The 16,544-nt window shown below is 66.6% G+C and carries 14 protein-coding genes; 10 read left to right on the forward strand and 4 right to left on the reverse strand.

The features are described 5' to 3' along the window. Positions 1-305 precede the first annotated feature (305 nt). Entirely contained in the window at positions 306-2,387 is a 2,082-nt protein-coding gene (locus MRY84_RS15470; protein ID WP_291506598.1) for a sodium-translocating pyrophosphatase, read from the forward strand. A gap of 119 nt (positions 2,388-2,506) precedes the next feature. Here the strand turns inward: MRY84_RS15470 and MRY84_RS15475 are convergent, their stop codons facing one another. From MRY84_RS15475 to MRY84_RS15485, 3 genes are read right to left on the reverse strand one after another with little or no spacing between them, the layout of a single operon-like run. Beyond that, positions 2,507-3,919, reverse strand: coding sequence for a sensor histidine kinase (locus MRY84_RS15475; RefSeq protein ID WP_291506599.1), 1,413 nt, complete (start codon positions 3,917-3,919; stop codon positions 2,507-2,509). After that, positions 3,916-4,590: a response regulator transcription factor gene (locus MRY84_RS15480; RefSeq protein WP_291506600.1), complete on the reverse strand. Its 675-nt coding sequence runs from the start codon at positions 4,588-4,590 to the stop codon at positions 3,916-3,918. Before MRY84_RS15480 ends, MRY84_RS15475 begins: the two co-directional genes overlap by 4 nt. 23 nt (positions 4,591-4,613) lie before the next feature. Beyond that, positions 4,614-4,991 (reverse strand): PepSY domain-containing protein, encoded by a 378-nt coding sequence (locus MRY84_RS15485; protein ID WP_255484946.1) that lies wholly within the window; start codon positions 4,989-4,991, stop codon positions 4,614-4,616. A gap of 117 nt (positions 4,992-5,108) precedes the next feature. On the opposite strand from MRY84_RS15485, the gene MRY84_RS15490 reads away from it, so the two are divergent. The 6 genes from MRY84_RS15490 to MRY84_RS15515 all read left to right on the forward strand — a co-directional run bounded on the left by MRY84_RS15490 (position 5,109) and on the right by MRY84_RS15515 (position 12,447). After that, positions 5,109-5,513, forward strand: coding sequence for a DUF1924 domain-containing protein (locus MRY84_RS15490; RefSeq protein WP_291506601.1), 405 nt, complete (start codon positions 5,109-5,111; stop codon positions 5,511-5,513). A gap of 10 nt (positions 5,514-5,523) precedes the next feature. Beyond that, positions 5,524-6,048 (forward strand): diheme cytochrome c, encoded by a 525-nt coding sequence (locus tag MRY84_RS15495; protein WP_291506602.1) that lies wholly within the window; start codon positions 5,524-5,526, stop codon positions 6,046-6,048. 157 nt (positions 6,049-6,205) lie between these two features. Then, positions 6,206-6,970, forward strand: a complete 765-nt coding sequence (locus tag MRY84_RS15500; RefSeq protein ID WP_291506603.1) for a cytochrome b/b6 domain-containing protein — start codon at positions 6,206-6,208, stop codon at positions 6,968-6,970. 31 nt (positions 6,971-7,001) lie between these two features. Continuing rightward, positions 7,002-7,166 carry a rubredoxin gene (locus MRY84_RS15505; RefSeq protein ID WP_291506604.1) on the forward strand — a complete coding sequence of 55 codons (165 nt, stop codon included), beginning with the start codon at positions 7,002-7,004 and terminating at the stop codon, positions 7,164-7,166. A gap of 100 nt (positions 7,167-7,266) precedes the next feature. Beyond that, positions 7,267-9,855 (forward strand): cation-translocating P-type ATPase, encoded by a 2,589-nt coding sequence (locus MRY84_RS15510; RefSeq protein WP_291506605.1) that lies wholly within the window; start codon positions 7,267-7,269, stop codon positions 9,853-9,855. 216 nt (positions 9,856-10,071) lie between these two features. After that, positions 10,072-12,447, forward strand: coding sequence for a DUF1631 family protein (locus MRY84_RS15515; protein ID WP_291506606.1), 2,376 nt, complete (start codon positions 10,072-10,074; stop codon positions 12,445-12,447). Positions 12,448-12,513: 66 nt separating this feature from the next. Here MRY84_RS15515 and MRY84_RS15520 read toward each other — a convergent pair whose 3' ends face one another. Next, positions 12,514-13,050: an Mpo1-like protein gene (locus MRY84_RS15520; protein WP_291506607.1), complete on the reverse strand. Its 537-nt coding sequence runs from the start codon at positions 13,048-13,050 to the stop codon at positions 12,514-12,516. 142 nt (positions 13,051-13,192) lie between these two features. Between MRY84_RS15520 and MRY84_RS15525 the strand changes: the two genes are divergently transcribed. The 3 genes from MRY84_RS15525 to MRY84_RS15535 all read left to right on the forward strand — a co-directional run bounded on the left by MRY84_RS15525 (position 13,193) and on the right by MRY84_RS15535 (position 16,282). After that, positions 13,193-13,897, forward strand: a complete 705-nt coding sequence (locus MRY84_RS15525) for a Crp/Fnr family transcriptional regulator (protein WP_291506608.1) — start codon at positions 13,193-13,195, stop codon at positions 13,895-13,897. A 94-nt stretch (positions 13,898-13,991) separates the two neighbouring features. Beyond that, entirely contained in the window at positions 13,992-15,425 is a 1,434-nt protein-coding gene (locus MRY84_RS15530) for an aldehyde dehydrogenase family protein (RefSeq protein ID WP_291506609.1), read from the forward strand. Positions 15,426-15,520: 95 nt separating this feature from the next. Further along, positions 15,521-16,282, forward strand: coding sequence for an SDR family oxidoreductase (locus MRY84_RS15535; RefSeq protein ID WP_291506610.1), 762 nt, complete (start codon positions 15,521-15,523; stop codon positions 16,280-16,282). Positions 16,283-16,544 lie beyond the last annotated feature (262 nt).

The following is a 16,544-nucleotide window of genomic DNA, read 5'->3' on the forward strand; positions in this document are numbered from 1 at the left end:
GGGGACGTTCTTGCCAGGAGGGACGTTGTTCAGGGACATGTCTTGTATCTTTGTATAGCAGTTGGTAACAGCAACCCGCGAGGCCGGCCTCTGACGAAGCACAAGGAAGCGTCGGGATTAACCCTGATTTTAGGCGCATGCCCCTTTCTGCCCGCTTGCACGCAGCTGTTTCGCTGTAAATTGGGCCTGTTGGCCAATCGACTCCAGCCGCCCCATGCGGGCGCAGGGAGCACGAGGAAGCAACGCAGCGGGGATGCCACCGATGCGTTGGACCCCCTCCGTGCAACACACCCAAGGAGAATTGAATGGCTGCAAGCTCAGCACTGACTTCCCCTCTCATCCTCGCCCTGGTCTGCGGACTTGTCGCCGTGGCCTATGGCTTCTGGGCCCGTGGCTGGATCCTGGCCAAGGACCCCGGCAACCCCCGCATGCAAGAGATCGCCGCGGCCATCCAGGCCGGCGCGGCGGCCTACCTGGCGCGCCAATACAAGACGATCGCCATCGTGGGCGTGGTGCTGGCCGTGCTCATCGGTGTCTTCCTCGATGGAACCACGGCCATCGGCTTTGTGGTCGGGGCGGTGCTTTCGGGCGCCTGCGGCTTCATCGGCATGAATGTCTCGGTGCGCGCCAATGTGCGTACGGCACAGGCTGCCACGCACGGCATCGGCCCTGCGCTGGACGTGGCGTTCCGCGGTGGCGCCATCACCGGCATGCTCGTGGTGGGGCTGGGCCTCCTGGGCGTCACGGGGTTTTACTGGTTCCTGGCAGGCAACGGCAATCTCACCCCCACGGCCAACCTCGCCACGCTGCTCAACCCGCTGATCGGCTTTGCGTTTGGCTCTTCGCTGATCTCCATCTTTGCGCGGCTGGGCGGCGGTATCTTCACCAAAGGCGCTGACGTTGGCGCTGATCTGGTGGGCAAGGTCGAGGCGGGCATCCCTGAAGACGACCCACGCAACCCCGCCGTGATCGCTGACAACGTGGGCGACAACGTGGGCGACTGCGCCGGCATGGCGGCCGACCTGTTCGAGACGTACGCGGTGACGCTGATCGCCACCATGGTGCTGGGCGCCCTGATGGTGGCCACCGCACCGGTCAATGCGGTGGTTTATCCGCTGGCGCTGGGGGCCGTGTCCATCATCGCGTCCATCGTGGGCTGCTTCTTCGTGAAAGCCTCGCCAGGCATGAAGAACGTGATGCCCGCCCTCTACAAGGGTCTGGCGATCGCGGGCGTGCTCTCACTCATCGCCTTCTACTTCGTCACGCTGTGGATCATGCCGGACAACGCGATCACCGCCACGGGCAGCCAGCTGAAACTGTTCGGTGCCTGCGCCACTGGCCTGGTGCTCACGGCCGCACTAGTGTGGATCACCGAGTTCTACACCGGCACCCAGTACTCGCCCGTGCGGCACATCGCGCAGGCCTCTACCACCGGGCATGGCACCAACATCATCGCGGGCCTGGGGGTGTCGATGCGGTCCACGGCCTGGCCCGTGATCTTCGTGTGCATCGCCATCATCGCGGCCTACTGGCTGGCCGGGCTGTACGGGATTGCGGTGGCTGCCATGTCCATGCTGTCAATGGCGGGCATCGTGGTGGCGCTGGACGCTTACGGTCCCATCACGGACAACGCCGGCGGCATTGCCGAGATGGCCGAGCTGCCCAGCAGCGTGCGCGACATCACCGACCCGTTGGACGCGGTGGGCAACACCACCAAGGCCGTGACGAAGGGCTACGCCATCGGTTCCGCGGGCCTGGCCGCACTGGTGCTGTTTGCCGACTACACGCACAAGCTCGAAACCTACGGCCGCGCCGTGAGCTTCGACCTGTCGGACCCGATGGTCATCGTGGGCCTGTTCATCGGCGGCCTCATCCCCTACCTGTTTGGCGCCATGGCCATGGAAGCCGTGGGCCGCGCCGCCGGTGCCGTGGTGGTGGAAGTGCGCCGCCAGTTCAGCACCATCAAAGGCATCATGGACGGCACCGGCAAGCCCGAGTACGGCAAGGCCGTGGACATGCTGACCACCGCCGCCATCAAGGAGATGGTCATCCCCAGCCTGCTGCCCGTGGTCGTGCCCATCGTCGTGGGCCTGGCCCTGGGGCCCAAGGCGCTGGGCGGTCTGCTGATGGGCACCATCGTCACCGGCCTGTTCGTTGCCATCAGCATGTGCACCGGCGGCGGGGCGTGGGACAACGCCAAGAAGTACATCGAAGACGGCCACCACGGCGGCAAGGGCAGCGAAGCGCACAAGGCCGCCGTGACGGGCGACACCGTGGGCGACCCCTACAAGGACACCGCCGGCCCCGCCATCAACCCGCTGATCAAGATCATCAACATCGTGGCGCTGCTGATCGTGCCGCTGGTGGTCAAGTTCCACGGCGGCTGAAGCGCGAGCCATGAGGCGCATTCTGGCGGCTGGCGCGAATCGGGGCCACCCGAGGCCGCCCAGCTTCCAGCGCGCTGGTACCGCCAGCACCCTCTTGATGACCACACGACCGGTTTGAGCTAGACCGCCTGTGGGAGGGCGAGCACAGCGCGCAAGCCGCCCAGCTCGGCAGCCTCCAGGCTCAACTGGCCACCATACATCAGTGCCAGGTCTTGCACGATGGCAAGGCCCAGCCCCGTTCCCGGCACTGTCTCGTCCAGCCGCACACCACGCTGCAACGCCCCAGCACGCCGGACCACCTCAATGCCGGGGCCGTCATCCTCCACCCACAGCAAGATTTGGCGCGGCGACCCGGAGTGACCGTCCGCTCGCGCCTGCAACCGCACGGTGGAACGCGCCCACTTGCAAGCATTGTCCAGCAGGTTGCCCAGCATTTCCTGCAGATCCTGCGCCTCGCCAGCAAAGAACAATGGAGCATCGGGCAGCACAACCTCAATGCCTACGTCCCGCCCGGCATGTACCTTGTTCATCACCCGCACCAGCCCATCCGCCACCGGGGCCACCGCCGTGCGCTGCCCCGGCAGGTGCGCCGATGCAGCCACGCGGGCGCGCGCCAGGTGCCAGTCCATGTGCCGCCGAGCCACCTGCACCTGGTCGCGCACCAGCGCCGCCAACGTGGTGCCATCTCCGGGTGCCGGCGCGCGGGCCGCGTTCTCCAGCACCGAAAGCGGGGTTTTCAGGGCATGCGCCAGATTGCCCGCCTGGGTGCGGGCGCGCTCCACCACCTCGGCATTGCGGGCCAGCACGGCATTGAAGTCATCCACGAGCGGTTGCACCTCGGCCGGAAATGCGCCCTGCAGCTGGGTGGCTCGCGCCTGCTGCACATCCTGCAAGCCACGCTGCAGCGCCTGCAAGGGCTTGAGCCCCACCGCGACCTGAGCCCAGGCCGCCACTGCCAACAGCAACAGCAGTACCGCCAGCGACAGCGCCAGCACGCGCGTGAAACGCGCGGTCGCCGCTTGCGTGGCCTGCAAGTCTGCCGCCACGATCAGTCGCCAGCGTGCCGCGTTCATGCCCTCGGAACGCACCGTGCGTTCCAGCACCAGCAAGGGCGCGCCTTGCGGGCCTGCCACCTCGTGCACATGAACGGCGCCATCAGCCAGGACATCCGCCTGCAAGATCAGGCGGGTGTCCCACAACGAGCGCGAGCGCAGCACGCCTTCCCGATCGCGCCCGTCGGCTGCGACGGCATCGACCTGCCAGTACAGACCTGAGTAGGGCTTGAGCCAGCGCGGGTCTGACAGCGCCTGGGTCGCAATCACCGGCTGGCCCTGCTCATCAAACTCCAGCCGCGCCGTGACCTGGTCCAGCTGCAGCAGTAGCGCTGCCTCAAACTGGCGCTGCACATGCTCGCGGAACAGCCCACTCAGCACCAAGCCCGCCAGCACCACCGCCACCGTCAGCCCCGCCACCGTCACGGCCAGCAGCCGAAACCGCAGGGAACGTGACCAGTGCAAGCCGCCCCGGTTCACGGCGGCACCAGGCGGTAGCCCATGCCACGCACCGTCTCGATACGGGCCGCGCTGGCCGACGGCGACTGCAGCTTTTTGCGCAGGCGCCCCACAAACACTTCGATGGTGTTGGAGTCCCGGTCAAAGTCCTGCGCGTAGATGTGTTCGGTCAGTTCGGCACGAGACACCAACACACCAGGCCGGTGCATGAGGTAGTCGAGCACCTTGTACTCGTGCGCCGTGAGCGCCACGGGCTGGCCCGCGCAGGTCATGCGGCCGCTGCGGGTGTCCAGCGACCAGTCGCCACACTGCAGCACCGCAGACGCCTGCCCGCTGGCGCGGCGGATCAGCGCGCGCAGGCGTGCCAGCAGCTCTTCGAGGTGAAAGGGCTTGGTCAGGTAGTCGTCGGCACCCGCATCAATGCCCGCCACCTTCTCGTGCCAGTTGTCCCGCGCGGTGAGGATCAGCACCGGCATGTTGCGCCCCTCAGCCCGCCAGCGCTTGAGCACCGTGAGCCCGTCTACCACTGGCAGGCCCAGGTCCAGCACCACGGCGTCCACGGCCTCGGTATCGCCCAGGAACTGCGCATCGCGCCCGTTGTCAGCTTCGTCCACGGTGTATCCCGCGCCATGCAATGCGGTGCGCAACTGGGTGCGCAGCTGCGTGTCGTCTTCTACGAGGAGGATGCGCATGAGCGTTGGTTGCGGGGCAGTTCTTAGCGGTGTTCTCGGCCAGTACGTTGATCGTCGCGCGATTTGACGCGCAGCACCTCGGCCGTGCGTGCATCGAGCTTGACCTTGGTCAACTGCCCCGCAGGTGTGAGCAGCTTGATCTCGTAAATCCAGCGATCCCGCTCCTGCTCCAGCTCCACTTCGAGTACCTGGCCGGGCACTTCGCGCTGCAGGCGCTCCAGCACTGCAGGCAGCGGCAGCACCTGGCCCGCCTGCACGGCCTGCCGGGCGCGGTCGTGGTCGTCCTTGCCGCTGGCCAAGGCGTTTGGTGCGATTACCGCTGCCGCCCACAGCAGACAAGCTGCCGCGCCCCAGCGCATGGCGTGGCAGCGCTCTGAAGCACGGTGGGGGGAAAAAAGCATGGGTGCATTGTCCCGCGCAGTGTCTGAACGGCCGATGAACAGCCCTTTCACGCGCCGTTCAGGCTGGGGTTTCAACAATGGCTGCATAGGACAACCAACACCTGCAAGGACACCACGATGACAACCGTTCGCACTCTGGCCCTGGCTGCACTGTGCCTCTGGGCCGCAGCCAGCCCCAGCCACGCCGCCGAGACCACCGCCGCCCTGCAGCTCGCGCAATGGAGCGCGCAGGCAGGCAGCCCCGGCAACGCCGACAAGGGCAAGGTGTTCTTCACAACCCGGCACGGCGGCGAGTGGTCTTGCGCATCCTGCCACGGCACGCCGCCCACCGCGCAGGGCAAACACGCCAGCACCGGCAAGTCGATAGCGCCCCTGGCCCCTGCCTTCAACCCCAAGGCATTCACCGACACCGCCAAGGTGGACAAATGGTTTCGCCGCAACTGCAACGACGTGCTGAGCCGCGAATGCACGGCTGTGGAGAAGGCCGATGTGCTGGCGTACCTTAACGCCCTCAAGCCCTGAGACCGACACCATGAAAAAATCTGCCCCCCTACGCCCTGCGGCCCTGGCCACCGCTGTGTGCGCACTGACCCTGCTGTCAATCTCCAGCGCCCATGCGGACAGCGGGCGCGCCATCCCCCGCAACGTGCCCAGTGCTTTCACGCAGGAATGCGCCGCCTGCCACACCGCCTACCCGCCCGGGCTGCTGCCCTCTGCGTCGTGGAACCGCGTGATGACGGGGCTCGACAAGCACTATGGCACCGACGCATCGCTGGACGCGGCCACCGTGCGCCAGCTCAACCAGTGGCTGCAGGCCCACGCCGGCACCTACAAGCGCGTGAGCGAAGAGCCTCCCGAGGACCGCATCACCCGCTCGGCCTGGTTTGAGCGCAAACACCGAAAGATCGAGCCCGCCGCCTGGAAGCTTGCCAGCGTGAAAAGCGCCGCCAACTGCGCGGCCTGCCACACGGGTGCCGACCAAGGGCAATTTGACGACCACGACCTGCGCATGCCGGCGGGGCTGGATGCCCGATCACGCCGCGCCTGGAACGACTGAGAGCGGTGAACAGGACTCTTCTGGCGTCGTTGCTGTGTCTTGTCGTACTGGCCGTACTGCCTGCGACACAGCGCCTAGCCAGAACCGCTTCGCTGAGCCCTGTTCGCCGCTCTCGCTCTGCGTTGAATCTGAGATGCATCCCATCAAGGAAAACACTATGAACAACACCCCTTCCCTCCAACCCGCCAGCGCCGCAGCGCAGCCAGCCGCTGCCAAGGGCCCCAGCCGCCGGGTCACCGACGCGCCCACGCGGATGTTCCACTGGCTGTTTGCGCTCTGCTTTGTGGGTGCCTACGCCACCGCCGATGGCGAGCACTGGCGGCTGCTGCACGTCACGCTGGGCTACACCATGGCGGGCCTGCTGGGTTTTCGCGTGCTGTACGGAATCTTTGGTCCGCGCACTTCGGGCCTGGGCCTGCTGTGGCGCAAGCTGGCCGGTGCTCCCGCATGGCTGGGCACCCTGTCCCAAGCACGCTCTGCCAGCCAGGTGAGCCAGGTGAACTGGCGCCAGGGGCAAAACCTGCTGATGGCACTGGCGGTGGTGCTGCTGCTGGTCCTGGTCGTTCCTATCACCTTGAGCGGCTATGCCACCTACAACGATTGGGGCGAAGTGTTGGGTGGCGACTGGATCGAAGAAGTGCACGAGTTCTTCGGAGAAGCCATGCTGTTTGTCGTGCTGGCCCACCTCGCATTGATTGCCGGCCTGAGCATGCTGCGGCGCAAGAATCAGGCGCTGCCCATGCTGACCGGGCGCGTGGAAGGCCCTGGGCCCAACCTGGTGCAGAAAAACCGCACCTGGCTGGCGGCCGCGCTGCTGCTGGCAGTGCTGGCCTTTGGCGCATGGGAGTGGCAGCAATCGCCCAATGGTTTGATTGCCAGCGACACGACGAACGAGCGCAGCAGACACCACGATGACGACTGAAGACCGTCAAGACAACTTTCAGGATCAGCCCATGAAAATCTATATGTGTGTGGTCTGCGGCTGGATCTATGACGAAGCTGCGGGCTTGCCCGATGACGGCATTGCGCCAGGCACCCTGTGGGCCGATGTGCCCGACGATTGGCGGTGCCCTGAGTGCAATGTGGGCAAGGCGGACTTTGTGCTGTGCGAGGTGTGAGGCGCAGGGTGTGATCTGGGAAACAGCAGCACCAGCACACTGACACATTCACCGATCAAAGGTATAAGAAAGATCGCCTCAAGACTCCCCACGCCCCCAGATGCCCGCACAACCCCCACCGACTGGCATTGACCCGGCCGTTGCCGCTCAGCGCCTGCGTGAAGAAGGCCCCAACGAACTGGGCATCAGCCAGCGTCGCACGCTGCGCGACATGGCCTGGGACGTGGTGCGCGAGCCCATGTTCTTGCTGCTGCTGGGTGCAGGCGGCATCTACCTGGCGATGGGCGACGCGCACGAGGCCCTGATCCTGCTGGGCTTTGTGGTGATCATCATGACCATCACGGTGCTGCAGGAGCGCCGCACCGACAACACCCTCAATGCCCTGCGCGACCTCTCCAGCCCCCGCGCGCTGGCGCTGCGAGGCGGCACCATGGTGCGCATCGCAGGCCGCGATGTGGTGCGCGAGGACCTCTTGATGATTGCCGAGGGCGACCGCATCCCGGCTGACGGAACCCTGCTGCAGGCGCACGAGCTGGCCACCAACGAATCGATGCTGACCGGTGAATCCGAGCCCGTGGCCAAGCAGATTGCCGACAAGGTATTTGCAGGCACGCTGGTGGTCAGCGGGCAGGGTCTGCTGCAGGTGACGGCCGTGGGGCGCCATACCGAGCTGGGCCGCATCGGCCAGTCGCTCGACACCATTGCGCTGCAGGCCTCGCCCTTGCGTGAAGAAATGGCACGGCTCACCCACAAGCTCGTGCTGATCGGCCTGTCGCTGTGTGTGCTGCTGGTGGCCCTGTTCTGGGCAATGCGTGGCGACGCGTTGCAGGCCGTGCTGGCAGGCATCACGCTGGCCATGGGCATCCTGCCGCAAGAGCTGCCGGTGATCATGATCGTCTTCCTGGCCCTGGCTGCACGGCGGCTAGCGGCGCAGCAGGTATTGACGCGGCGGCTCAACGCCATCGAGACACTCGGGCAGACCACCGTGCTGTGCGTGGACAAGACCGGCACCCTCACGCAAAACCGCATGGCCGTCGCCGCACTGTGCATTGCGGGCGAGGAGCTGGATGTGCAGAAGCTGCCCAAAAAAGCAGCCGAGGCAGATGGCACGGCGCTGCCAGAGGCCTTTCACGAACTGCTCGAATACGCCGTGCTCGCCAGCGAGATCGAACCGCACGACCCCATGGAGCAGGCCTTTCACCGCATGGCGGGGAATCATCTGGCAGGCACCGAGCACCTGCACCCCGCCTGGTCGCTGGCGCGCGAATATGAGCTCTCGCCCCAGCTGCTGGCCATGAGCCACTTGTGGCGCGACGGCACATCCGCGCACGACACCGTGGCCACCAAGGGTGCGCCCGAAGCCGTGGCCGACCTGTGCCATCTGCCTGACGCCGAGCGCGCCACGGTCAACGCCCAGGCCGCTCGGCTGGCCGATCGGGGCCTTCGGGTGCTGGGCGTGGCCAAGGCCCGGCACCGGGTGCAAGACGACTGGCCCGGCATTCAGCACGACTTTGACTTTGAATGGCTGGGCCTCGTGGCCCTGGCCGACCCCTTGCGACCCGAGGTCCCCCAGGCGATTGCAGAGTGTCACCAGGCGGGTATCCGCGTGGTGATGATCACAGGCGACCACCCCCGCACCGCACGCGCGATCGCAGCCCAGGCGGGCATCGCCCACGACCAGGTCGTCACCGGCGATGAAATGGCCTTGATGTCCCCCGACATGCTCACCAGCAAAGTCCGGCAAGTCAGCGTGTTTGCACGCATCAAGCCGCACCAGAAACTGGCGCTGGTCGAAGCCCTCAAGGCCCAGGGCGAGGTGGTGGCCATGACGGGCGATGGCGTGAACGACGCCCCCGCCCTCAAGGCCGCCCACATCGGCATCGCCATGGGCCAGCGCGGCACCGACGTGGCGCGCGAGGCCGCAGCGCTGGTGCTTCTGCACGACGACTTCGCGGCCATTGTTCAGGCCATCCACCGGGGGCGCCAGACCTTTGCCAACCTGCGCCAAGCCATGGTCTACACGCTGGCCGTGCATGTGCCCATCATCGGTCTGGCGCTGCTGCCGGTACTGTTCGGGCTGCCGCTGGTGCTGGCGCCGCTGCACATCGCTTTTCTTGAGCTGGTCATCGACCCGGCCTGCTCCATCGTGTTCGAGGCAGAGGAAGGCGCAGCCAGCCTCATGCACCGCCCCCCGCGCCGTGCCGACGAGCCCCTGCTGCGCGGCCGCCACATTCTGCTGAGCCTGGTGCAAGGCAGCGTGGTGACGGCCGCCGTGGTGGGTTTGTATGCCTGGTTACTGAGCGAGGCTGCGCACACCCCCATCGCCAGCACGGCCGCATTCGTCTTGCTGGTAACCGCCAACGCCGCGCTGATCCTGCCCAGCCGAAGCCTGCAAGGCGGATGGCGTAACCTGTGGGCGGGCTTCACACCCGTCAGCCTGTGGGTGCTGTGCGGCACGCTGGTTGCACTGGCCAGCATCACGACCATGCCCTGGCTCGCCAAGGCCTTCAGGTTCTCGCCGCTGTCTCCGTGGCAGTGGATCCTGGCAGCGGGCGCGGGGGCGGCGCTGGTGCTGGTGTTCGAGGCGATCCAGCGCGCTCTGTTGCGGGGCGACTCGGAGCATCTCCAGGAATCCACTGCACGAATCCCCGCTGGGCAAGGGCGCGCTACGGGCCGGGATGGGGTGTAAGGCGCAAGATGCATCAATAGCTGCACCTATTGCGAGGATTGGCAACGCAGCAGATCGCCCAAGTCCGCAGATCCCCGCGGCGCAGCGACTTGTGCAAGGATCTCGCCCCCTCCCGTAGGGTAAAAAGGGGGCTTCCCCCCGCCTTTTGGCGCGTACGATGGCGGCCTGCGCTCACCTTTTCCGCAATAAGAAGTGGCTTCACAACACACTCCACCATTGGCGCCCGTCCCTCACGGTGTGGATGGCACGGCTCACCAGCGCATCGTGCAGGCCATGCTGGCACAGGCGCGGCCTCTGCTGGAGCACGTGGTCGAAGCCACTCGCATATCGCTGCAATCGCGCCAGGACACCGCCCGTACGCCGGGCGAGCACCACGCGATGCTGGAAGCGCGGCAGCAACTGATCCGGCTGGCGCCCGTGATGGGAGAGCGCTACCCTGACGCGCTGCGCAAAGCCCTGGCCGACACCGCCCCGCAGGGCGATGACAAGCCCACGCGCTCGCTCTTCACCATCCATTTCGACGAACTCGAACTGATGGATGACGCTCAGATCAACGAAAGCGTGGAGCGCGCCCGGGCACGACAGATGCTGATGTCCTCCGTCGAAGGGCCGCTGGCGGACCTCGATGCGCTCGTCTGCGGTGCACTGGGCGCACAGCGCGTTCAGACTGAATGCAACCCGATGCGCCCGGATGTCTTCCTGCAGGCGTTGCAGGCCGTGGTATCGCAGATGCAGGTGACCGAACAGGTTCGGCACGACTGGATGGGTCCCATGGCCCAGGCGCTGGGCACCGAGCTGCGCAAACTCTACCTGTCGCAGATTGACCAGCTCAAGGACAGTGGCGTCCAGCCGGCGGGCTACGCCATGCGCCAAGCCAGTGGCGAGGTGGTCTACGCAGCCCCTGCCGGCGGTGGCGCAGCGCCAGGCTTTGCATCCGATTCGGATCTTTCCGCCGCGGCAGGATCCGGCGATTCGTCGTTGCTTACGCTGGAGCGGCTGCGCCGACTGCTGCAAGGCGAATTCAGTGAGGTTGGCGCGCCAAGGCAAGCTCCGACAACATCACTCCCCCCGGCTTCGTCCGAGGTTGCGGAGCCCTTCGCCGAACGGTTCGAACGCGAGTTCGAAGACCCCGACGCCCTGCCCCGCATTGATGCACCGCCCACCGACTTTGCGGCCACCGTGCCCGCGGCCTTCGAGGCGCTGCAGGAGATGAAACAGGTGGGCCGGATGATGGAGCGGCTAGGCAGCCAGCGCGCGCAAGCCGCCGGCGCGGCCCAGGCCGGAGGCACTTCGCCACAGCGCAGACCCGCGAACGGACTGGGCCAAGCGCTGAGCATGGAAGTGGTTTCGCTCATGGTGGACAACATCGCCCGCGACACGCGGCTGCTGTGGCCTGTGCAGCAGTTCATCCGGGCCCTGGAGCCCGCATTGATGCAACTGGCGCTGGTCGACCCACGGTTTTTCAGCCACAAGGAACACGCCGCGCGGCGGCTGCTTCAGGACATCACCGATCGCAGCCTCGCCTTTGCCAGCACGGAGGAGGCGGGGTTCCAGAGCTTCATGCGGTCCCTCATGAACTTCGCAGGCCCCTTGGCCACGGCCACCATCGAAGGCCCCGAGGACTTTGAGCAGGCGCTTGAACAGCTGCACGCGAAGTGGGCCGAGAAAGAGCAGGCACGCAAGCAGGAACGCCTGCGCGCCATCGAAGCGCTGCAACATGCCGAACAGCGCCACCTGCTAGCCGCCCAGATTTCGCGCGAGATCTGGCTTCTGCCAGATATTGGCAAAGTACCCGACGAGGTGTCGCGCTTCCTGCTCGGCCCCTGGGCGCAAGTGATGGCCGAGGCACGGCTGGCCGACGCCGGCGCCAGCGCCGACCCCGGTCGTTACCAGGAGGTGCTGGACGCCTTGATCTGGAGTGCCCAGCCCGAGCAGACCCGCGCCAACACGAGCCGGCTCGCACGGCTGCTCCCCAAGCTGCTGGCCAAGCTGCGCGAGGGCCTGGCCACCATCGACTATCCCGCTGCGCGCACGGAAGCAGTTTTTGAGCTGCTGATGCAGTTGCACCAGCAAGCCTTCAAACCCGGGCCCCGCGTCGCCACTCCGGCGGCCCCCGCGCCCGCCACCCCGGCCACCACGCAGGGCGCGCTGCTGGAGAACGACGATCCGTGGGTGGCCCCGGCCGAAGCCAAGGAGTCCGGCTTCATGGACGCGCTGCCGGACGACAGCCGGAGCGCAGCCCCGGCCATGGCGCCTTCGCCTGCGACTGGCCCCGCCTCCGAAGCCGCCCCCGAGTCCGCAGCGGCGGGCCCGGACCCGTCGGCGCTGTCAGGTCTGGTCGTCGGCACTTGGGTCAACCTGCTGGTGGGCGGAAAGTGGGAGCGCACGCAGCTGTCCTGGATCGGCTCGCACGGCAACCTCTTCCTCTTCACCAGTGCCTCCGGCCGCACGCAGTCGATGACCCTGCGGCTCATCGAACGGCTGGTCCAGCAAGGAGCCATGCACCTGCTCACCCAGCACCCCGTCGTGGACGGTGCCCTGGACGCCGTGGCGCAGGTGGCCATGCGCAACAGCGTGGAGAGCCGGCTCTAGCGCGCCTGCCCCGAGCCCGCGATGGGAGTCATTGACGGGGTGCCGTTGAGCGCCCCAGCCGCTGATTCAGTTCGCCGACGCCCGCTGGGGATGGGGTGGCCGCAGCCGCACGGGCCCACTGCGCCGCTCGATGGCCGCCTGCACCTCCTTGCGCAGGCCCAGCGCAAAGGCCCATTCGGCCACCACGAACAGGGGTCCGACGATGAGCCCGACCAGGTCGTCCACAAACGCGGGCTTGCGGCCTTCGTAGTAATGGCCCACGAACTGGATCACCCAGCCCACGACAAACAGACCAATGCCGGTAGCGAGCCAGGCTACCGTCGACTGCAACGCAACCCAGTGCCCGGCCGCCAGCATGGCCGCCAGCAGGGTTGCCATGGCGAGGCCAAAACGGGTGTCCAGCCGGAAGTAGAAGATGCTGGCCGCCAGCGCGGCCAACAGCGCCGGGGTCAGCGGAAGCTGGCCAGCCATCCATGCCGGGCGCGACAGCAGTACGACCACTGCGAACATGATCATGGGCACCCCCACAAAATGCGTGTGGATGTTGCGCGGGTCGCGGTGGTAGTCGGCGTACTGCGAGAGGTGATCAATCAGGGTTTTCATGCGTGTCTCCGGATGTTGTTTTGCGCAGCATCAATACTCATCCCGGCGCCGCGCCAACGTCTGTCGTGCACACGACAAAACGGCTCGCTACCCTGACCTCGCCGACCTTCCCGCCGCTTGCCCGGCGCCTTGTCCAGACCGCATGACCGACCCTGCCGCCTTCCTTCCCATCCTTGAATCTGGCCGCTGGTTTGCCCACCTGCCGAGGGGATTTGCGCAGCCGCTGATCGGCATGGCGCATGTTCGCCAGTTGCAGGCGGGGGAAGTTCTCTTCCTGCGCGGCGATGCGCCCTGCGGCCTGTACGCCGTGGTGCGCGGGGCCATCAGCATCTCGGGCACCGGCGGGCGGGCCCAGGAGGCTCGCTCAGCCTTGCTGACGCGGCTGGAGCCTCCCCACTGGTTCGGTGAAATCTCGGTGTTCGACGGATCGGCACGCACCCACGACGCCCATGCAGCCGAACCCAGCACCCTGCTGCAGGTGCCGCACGAGCGGCTGCAAACATGGCTTCAGGCACACCCCGAGCACTGGCACGCCCTGGCCCTGCTGCTTACCGACAAGCTGCGCACGGCCTTCGTGGCGATGGAGGAACTGGCCCTGCTGCCCGCGCCGCTGCGCCTGGCGCGCCGCCTGGTGATGATGGCCGAGGGCTATGGCCAATGGAACGCGGAAGGGCAATCGCGCCGGGTGCTGTCCATTTCGCAGGAGCAGCTGTCACAAATGCTGGCCATCTCGCGCCAGACCACCAACCAGATCCTCAAGGACCTGGAGTCGCGCCAGCTGGTACGCGTGCACCGCGGCGAGGTGGAAATCCTGGACCTGGCAGCCCTGCGCGCTTCATGCTATTGAATTCATAGCTTTTCACGCCGAATGGATGAGCGCTAGCGGCATTTTCGATACAAATACTAAGCACACATTCCATTTCCAGGCAAAATCACTCCCCATGCAACTGAACTACATCGCCAACGCTTCGGTGCCGTCCTCTTCTGGCCGCACGATCCCCGTGATCGACCCTTCCGACGGGCAGCCCTTCGATGAGATCCAGCGCAGCAATGCCGACGACATCGACGCGGCGGTGCACTCGGCCCGACAGTGCTACCACGCGGTGTGGCAAAAGCTGGCCCCGGTGGAGCGCGGCCGCCTGCTGCAAAAGCTCTCGGCCAAGATCCTGGAGCATGCCGATGAGCTCACGGCGCTGGAGCAGCGCGACTGCGGCAAGCCCACCAAGCAGGCGCGTGCCGATGCGATCGCGCTGGCGCGCTACTTCGAGTTTTACGCCGGTGCGTGCGACAAGTTCCACGGCGAGACGATTCCCTACCCCGACGGCTACAGCGTGCTCACCTGGCGCGAGCCGCATGGCGTCACGGGCCACGTGATCCCCTGGAATTACCCCATGCAGATCTTTGGGCGCAGCGTGGGCGGCGCGTTGGCCGCAGGCAATGTGTGCGTCGTGAAGCCGGCAGAGGACGCCTGCCTGTCGCTGATCCGCGTGGCGCAACTGGCGGCCGAAGTGGGCTTCCCCTCCGGCGCGCTCAACATCGTCACCGGCTATGGTCACGAGGTGGGCGACGCGCTGGCGCGCCACCCCGGCATCGACCACATCAGCTTCACGGGCAGCCCCAAGATCGGCACGCTGATCCAGCAGGTGGCCGCCGAGCGCCACTGCCCCGTGACACTGGAGCTGGGCGGCAAGAGCCCGCAGATCATCTTTGCCGACGCCGACCTCGACGCCGCCATCCCCGTGGTCATCAACGCCATCGTGCAGAACGCCGGGCAGACCTGCTCGGCCGGCTCGCGCGTGCTGATCGACTCGCTCATCTACGAGCCCCTGCTGGAGCGCCTGGGCAAGGCCTTCGAGGCACTGCGCGTGGGCCCCGCCGCGATGGACCTGGACGTGGGCCCACTGATCCGCCAGACGCAGCAACAGCGCGTGTGGGACTTCCTCTCCGACGCGCAGGTGGCCGGCATCCCCATGGTGGCCCAGGGCGTGGTGGTGGACGAAGCCCCCGAGACCGGCTACTACCAGGCCCCCACCCTGCTGCGCGATGTACCGGTGGGCCACCGGCTGGCGCAGGAGGAAGTCTTCGGCCCCGTGCTGTCGGCTATGGCCTTCCAGGACGAAGACCACGCGGTGGAGCTGGCCAACGCCACGCAGTTCGGCCTGGTGGCGGGCATCTGGACGCGCGACGGCAGCCGCCAGTTCCGCATGGCCAAGCGCGTGCAGAGCGGCCAGGTGTTCATCAACAACTACGGTGCGGCGGGCGGTGTGGAGCTGCCCTTTGGCGGCGTCAAATCCAGCGGCTACGGGCGCGAGAAGGGCTTTGAGGCGCTCTACGGCTTCACCACGCTCAAGACCGTGGCCATCCGGCACGGCTGACAAATTTTTTACAAACGAACGCCAGCGCTCTATTTTCAAGCGCTGGAAGCTATTAAATAGATAGCAAAAGAACCGTATCCCAGGAGACCGATTCCATGCGCGTGCAGAACAAATCCATCATCGTCACCGGCGCCGGCAACGGCATTGGCGAGGGCATCGCCAAGCGCCTGGCGGCCGAGGGTGGCAAGGTCATCGTCAACGACATCAACGAAGCCGGCGGCCTGCGCGTGGTGGACGAGATCACGGCGGCAGGCGGCACCGCCGCCTTCGTGAAGGCCGACGTGACGAAGTCTGCCGAGGTCAAGGCCATGGTCGACGAGGCCGTGCGCCGCCATGGCGGCCTGGACGTGGTGGTCAACAACGCCGGCTGGACGCACCGCAACCGCCCCATGCTGGAGGTGAGCGAGGAGGAGTTCGACAAGGTCTATGCCATCAACATGAAAAGCATCTACCTGTCGGCCATCCACGCGGTCCCCGAACTGCGCCGCGCGGGGGGCGGCAGCATCATCAACATCGCCTCCACCGCCGGGCTGCGGCCCCGCCCGGGCCTGACCTGGTACAACGGATCCAAGGGCGCGGTCATCATCACCAGCAAGTCCATGGCCGCCGAACTGGGGCCGGACAACATCCGCGTGAATTGCATCAACCCCGTGTTCAACCCCGACACCGGGCTGGCCGCCGATTTCGCGGGTGGCCCCGTGGACGAGGCGCGCCGCGCCAAGTTCCTGGCCACCATTCCGCTGGGCCGCTTCTCCACGGCACTGGACGTGGCCAACGCCGCGCTCTACCTGGCTAGCGACGAGGCCGCGTTCATCAGCGGCGTGTGCATCGAGGTGGACGGCGGGCGCTGCGTCTGAGCGGGCGGCGCGGCGCTGGCCATGCCGCTGCATGCCAATCCGCACCATGGCAGTGCGGATTGATTGACGCAGGCACGGCGCCTGCCTATATTCCCGCCGATGTTTGCGAGCCCCTTGACAGCCACGAACGCCAGCGTCGCCGCGCCGCTGCGGCGTGCTGCGCGCTCGCAAGCCACGCTCCAGGCCGGTGACCGACTCATCTGCAACCTCGCTGCAGATTCCTGAGCCCGGCGACACCCACTCCCCCACTTTCTTTCGCGCA

The organism is Acidovorax sp., assembly GCF_022763525.1.
GTDB lineage: Bacteria > Pseudomonadota > Gammaproteobacteria > Burkholderiales > Burkholderiaceae_C > Acidovorax.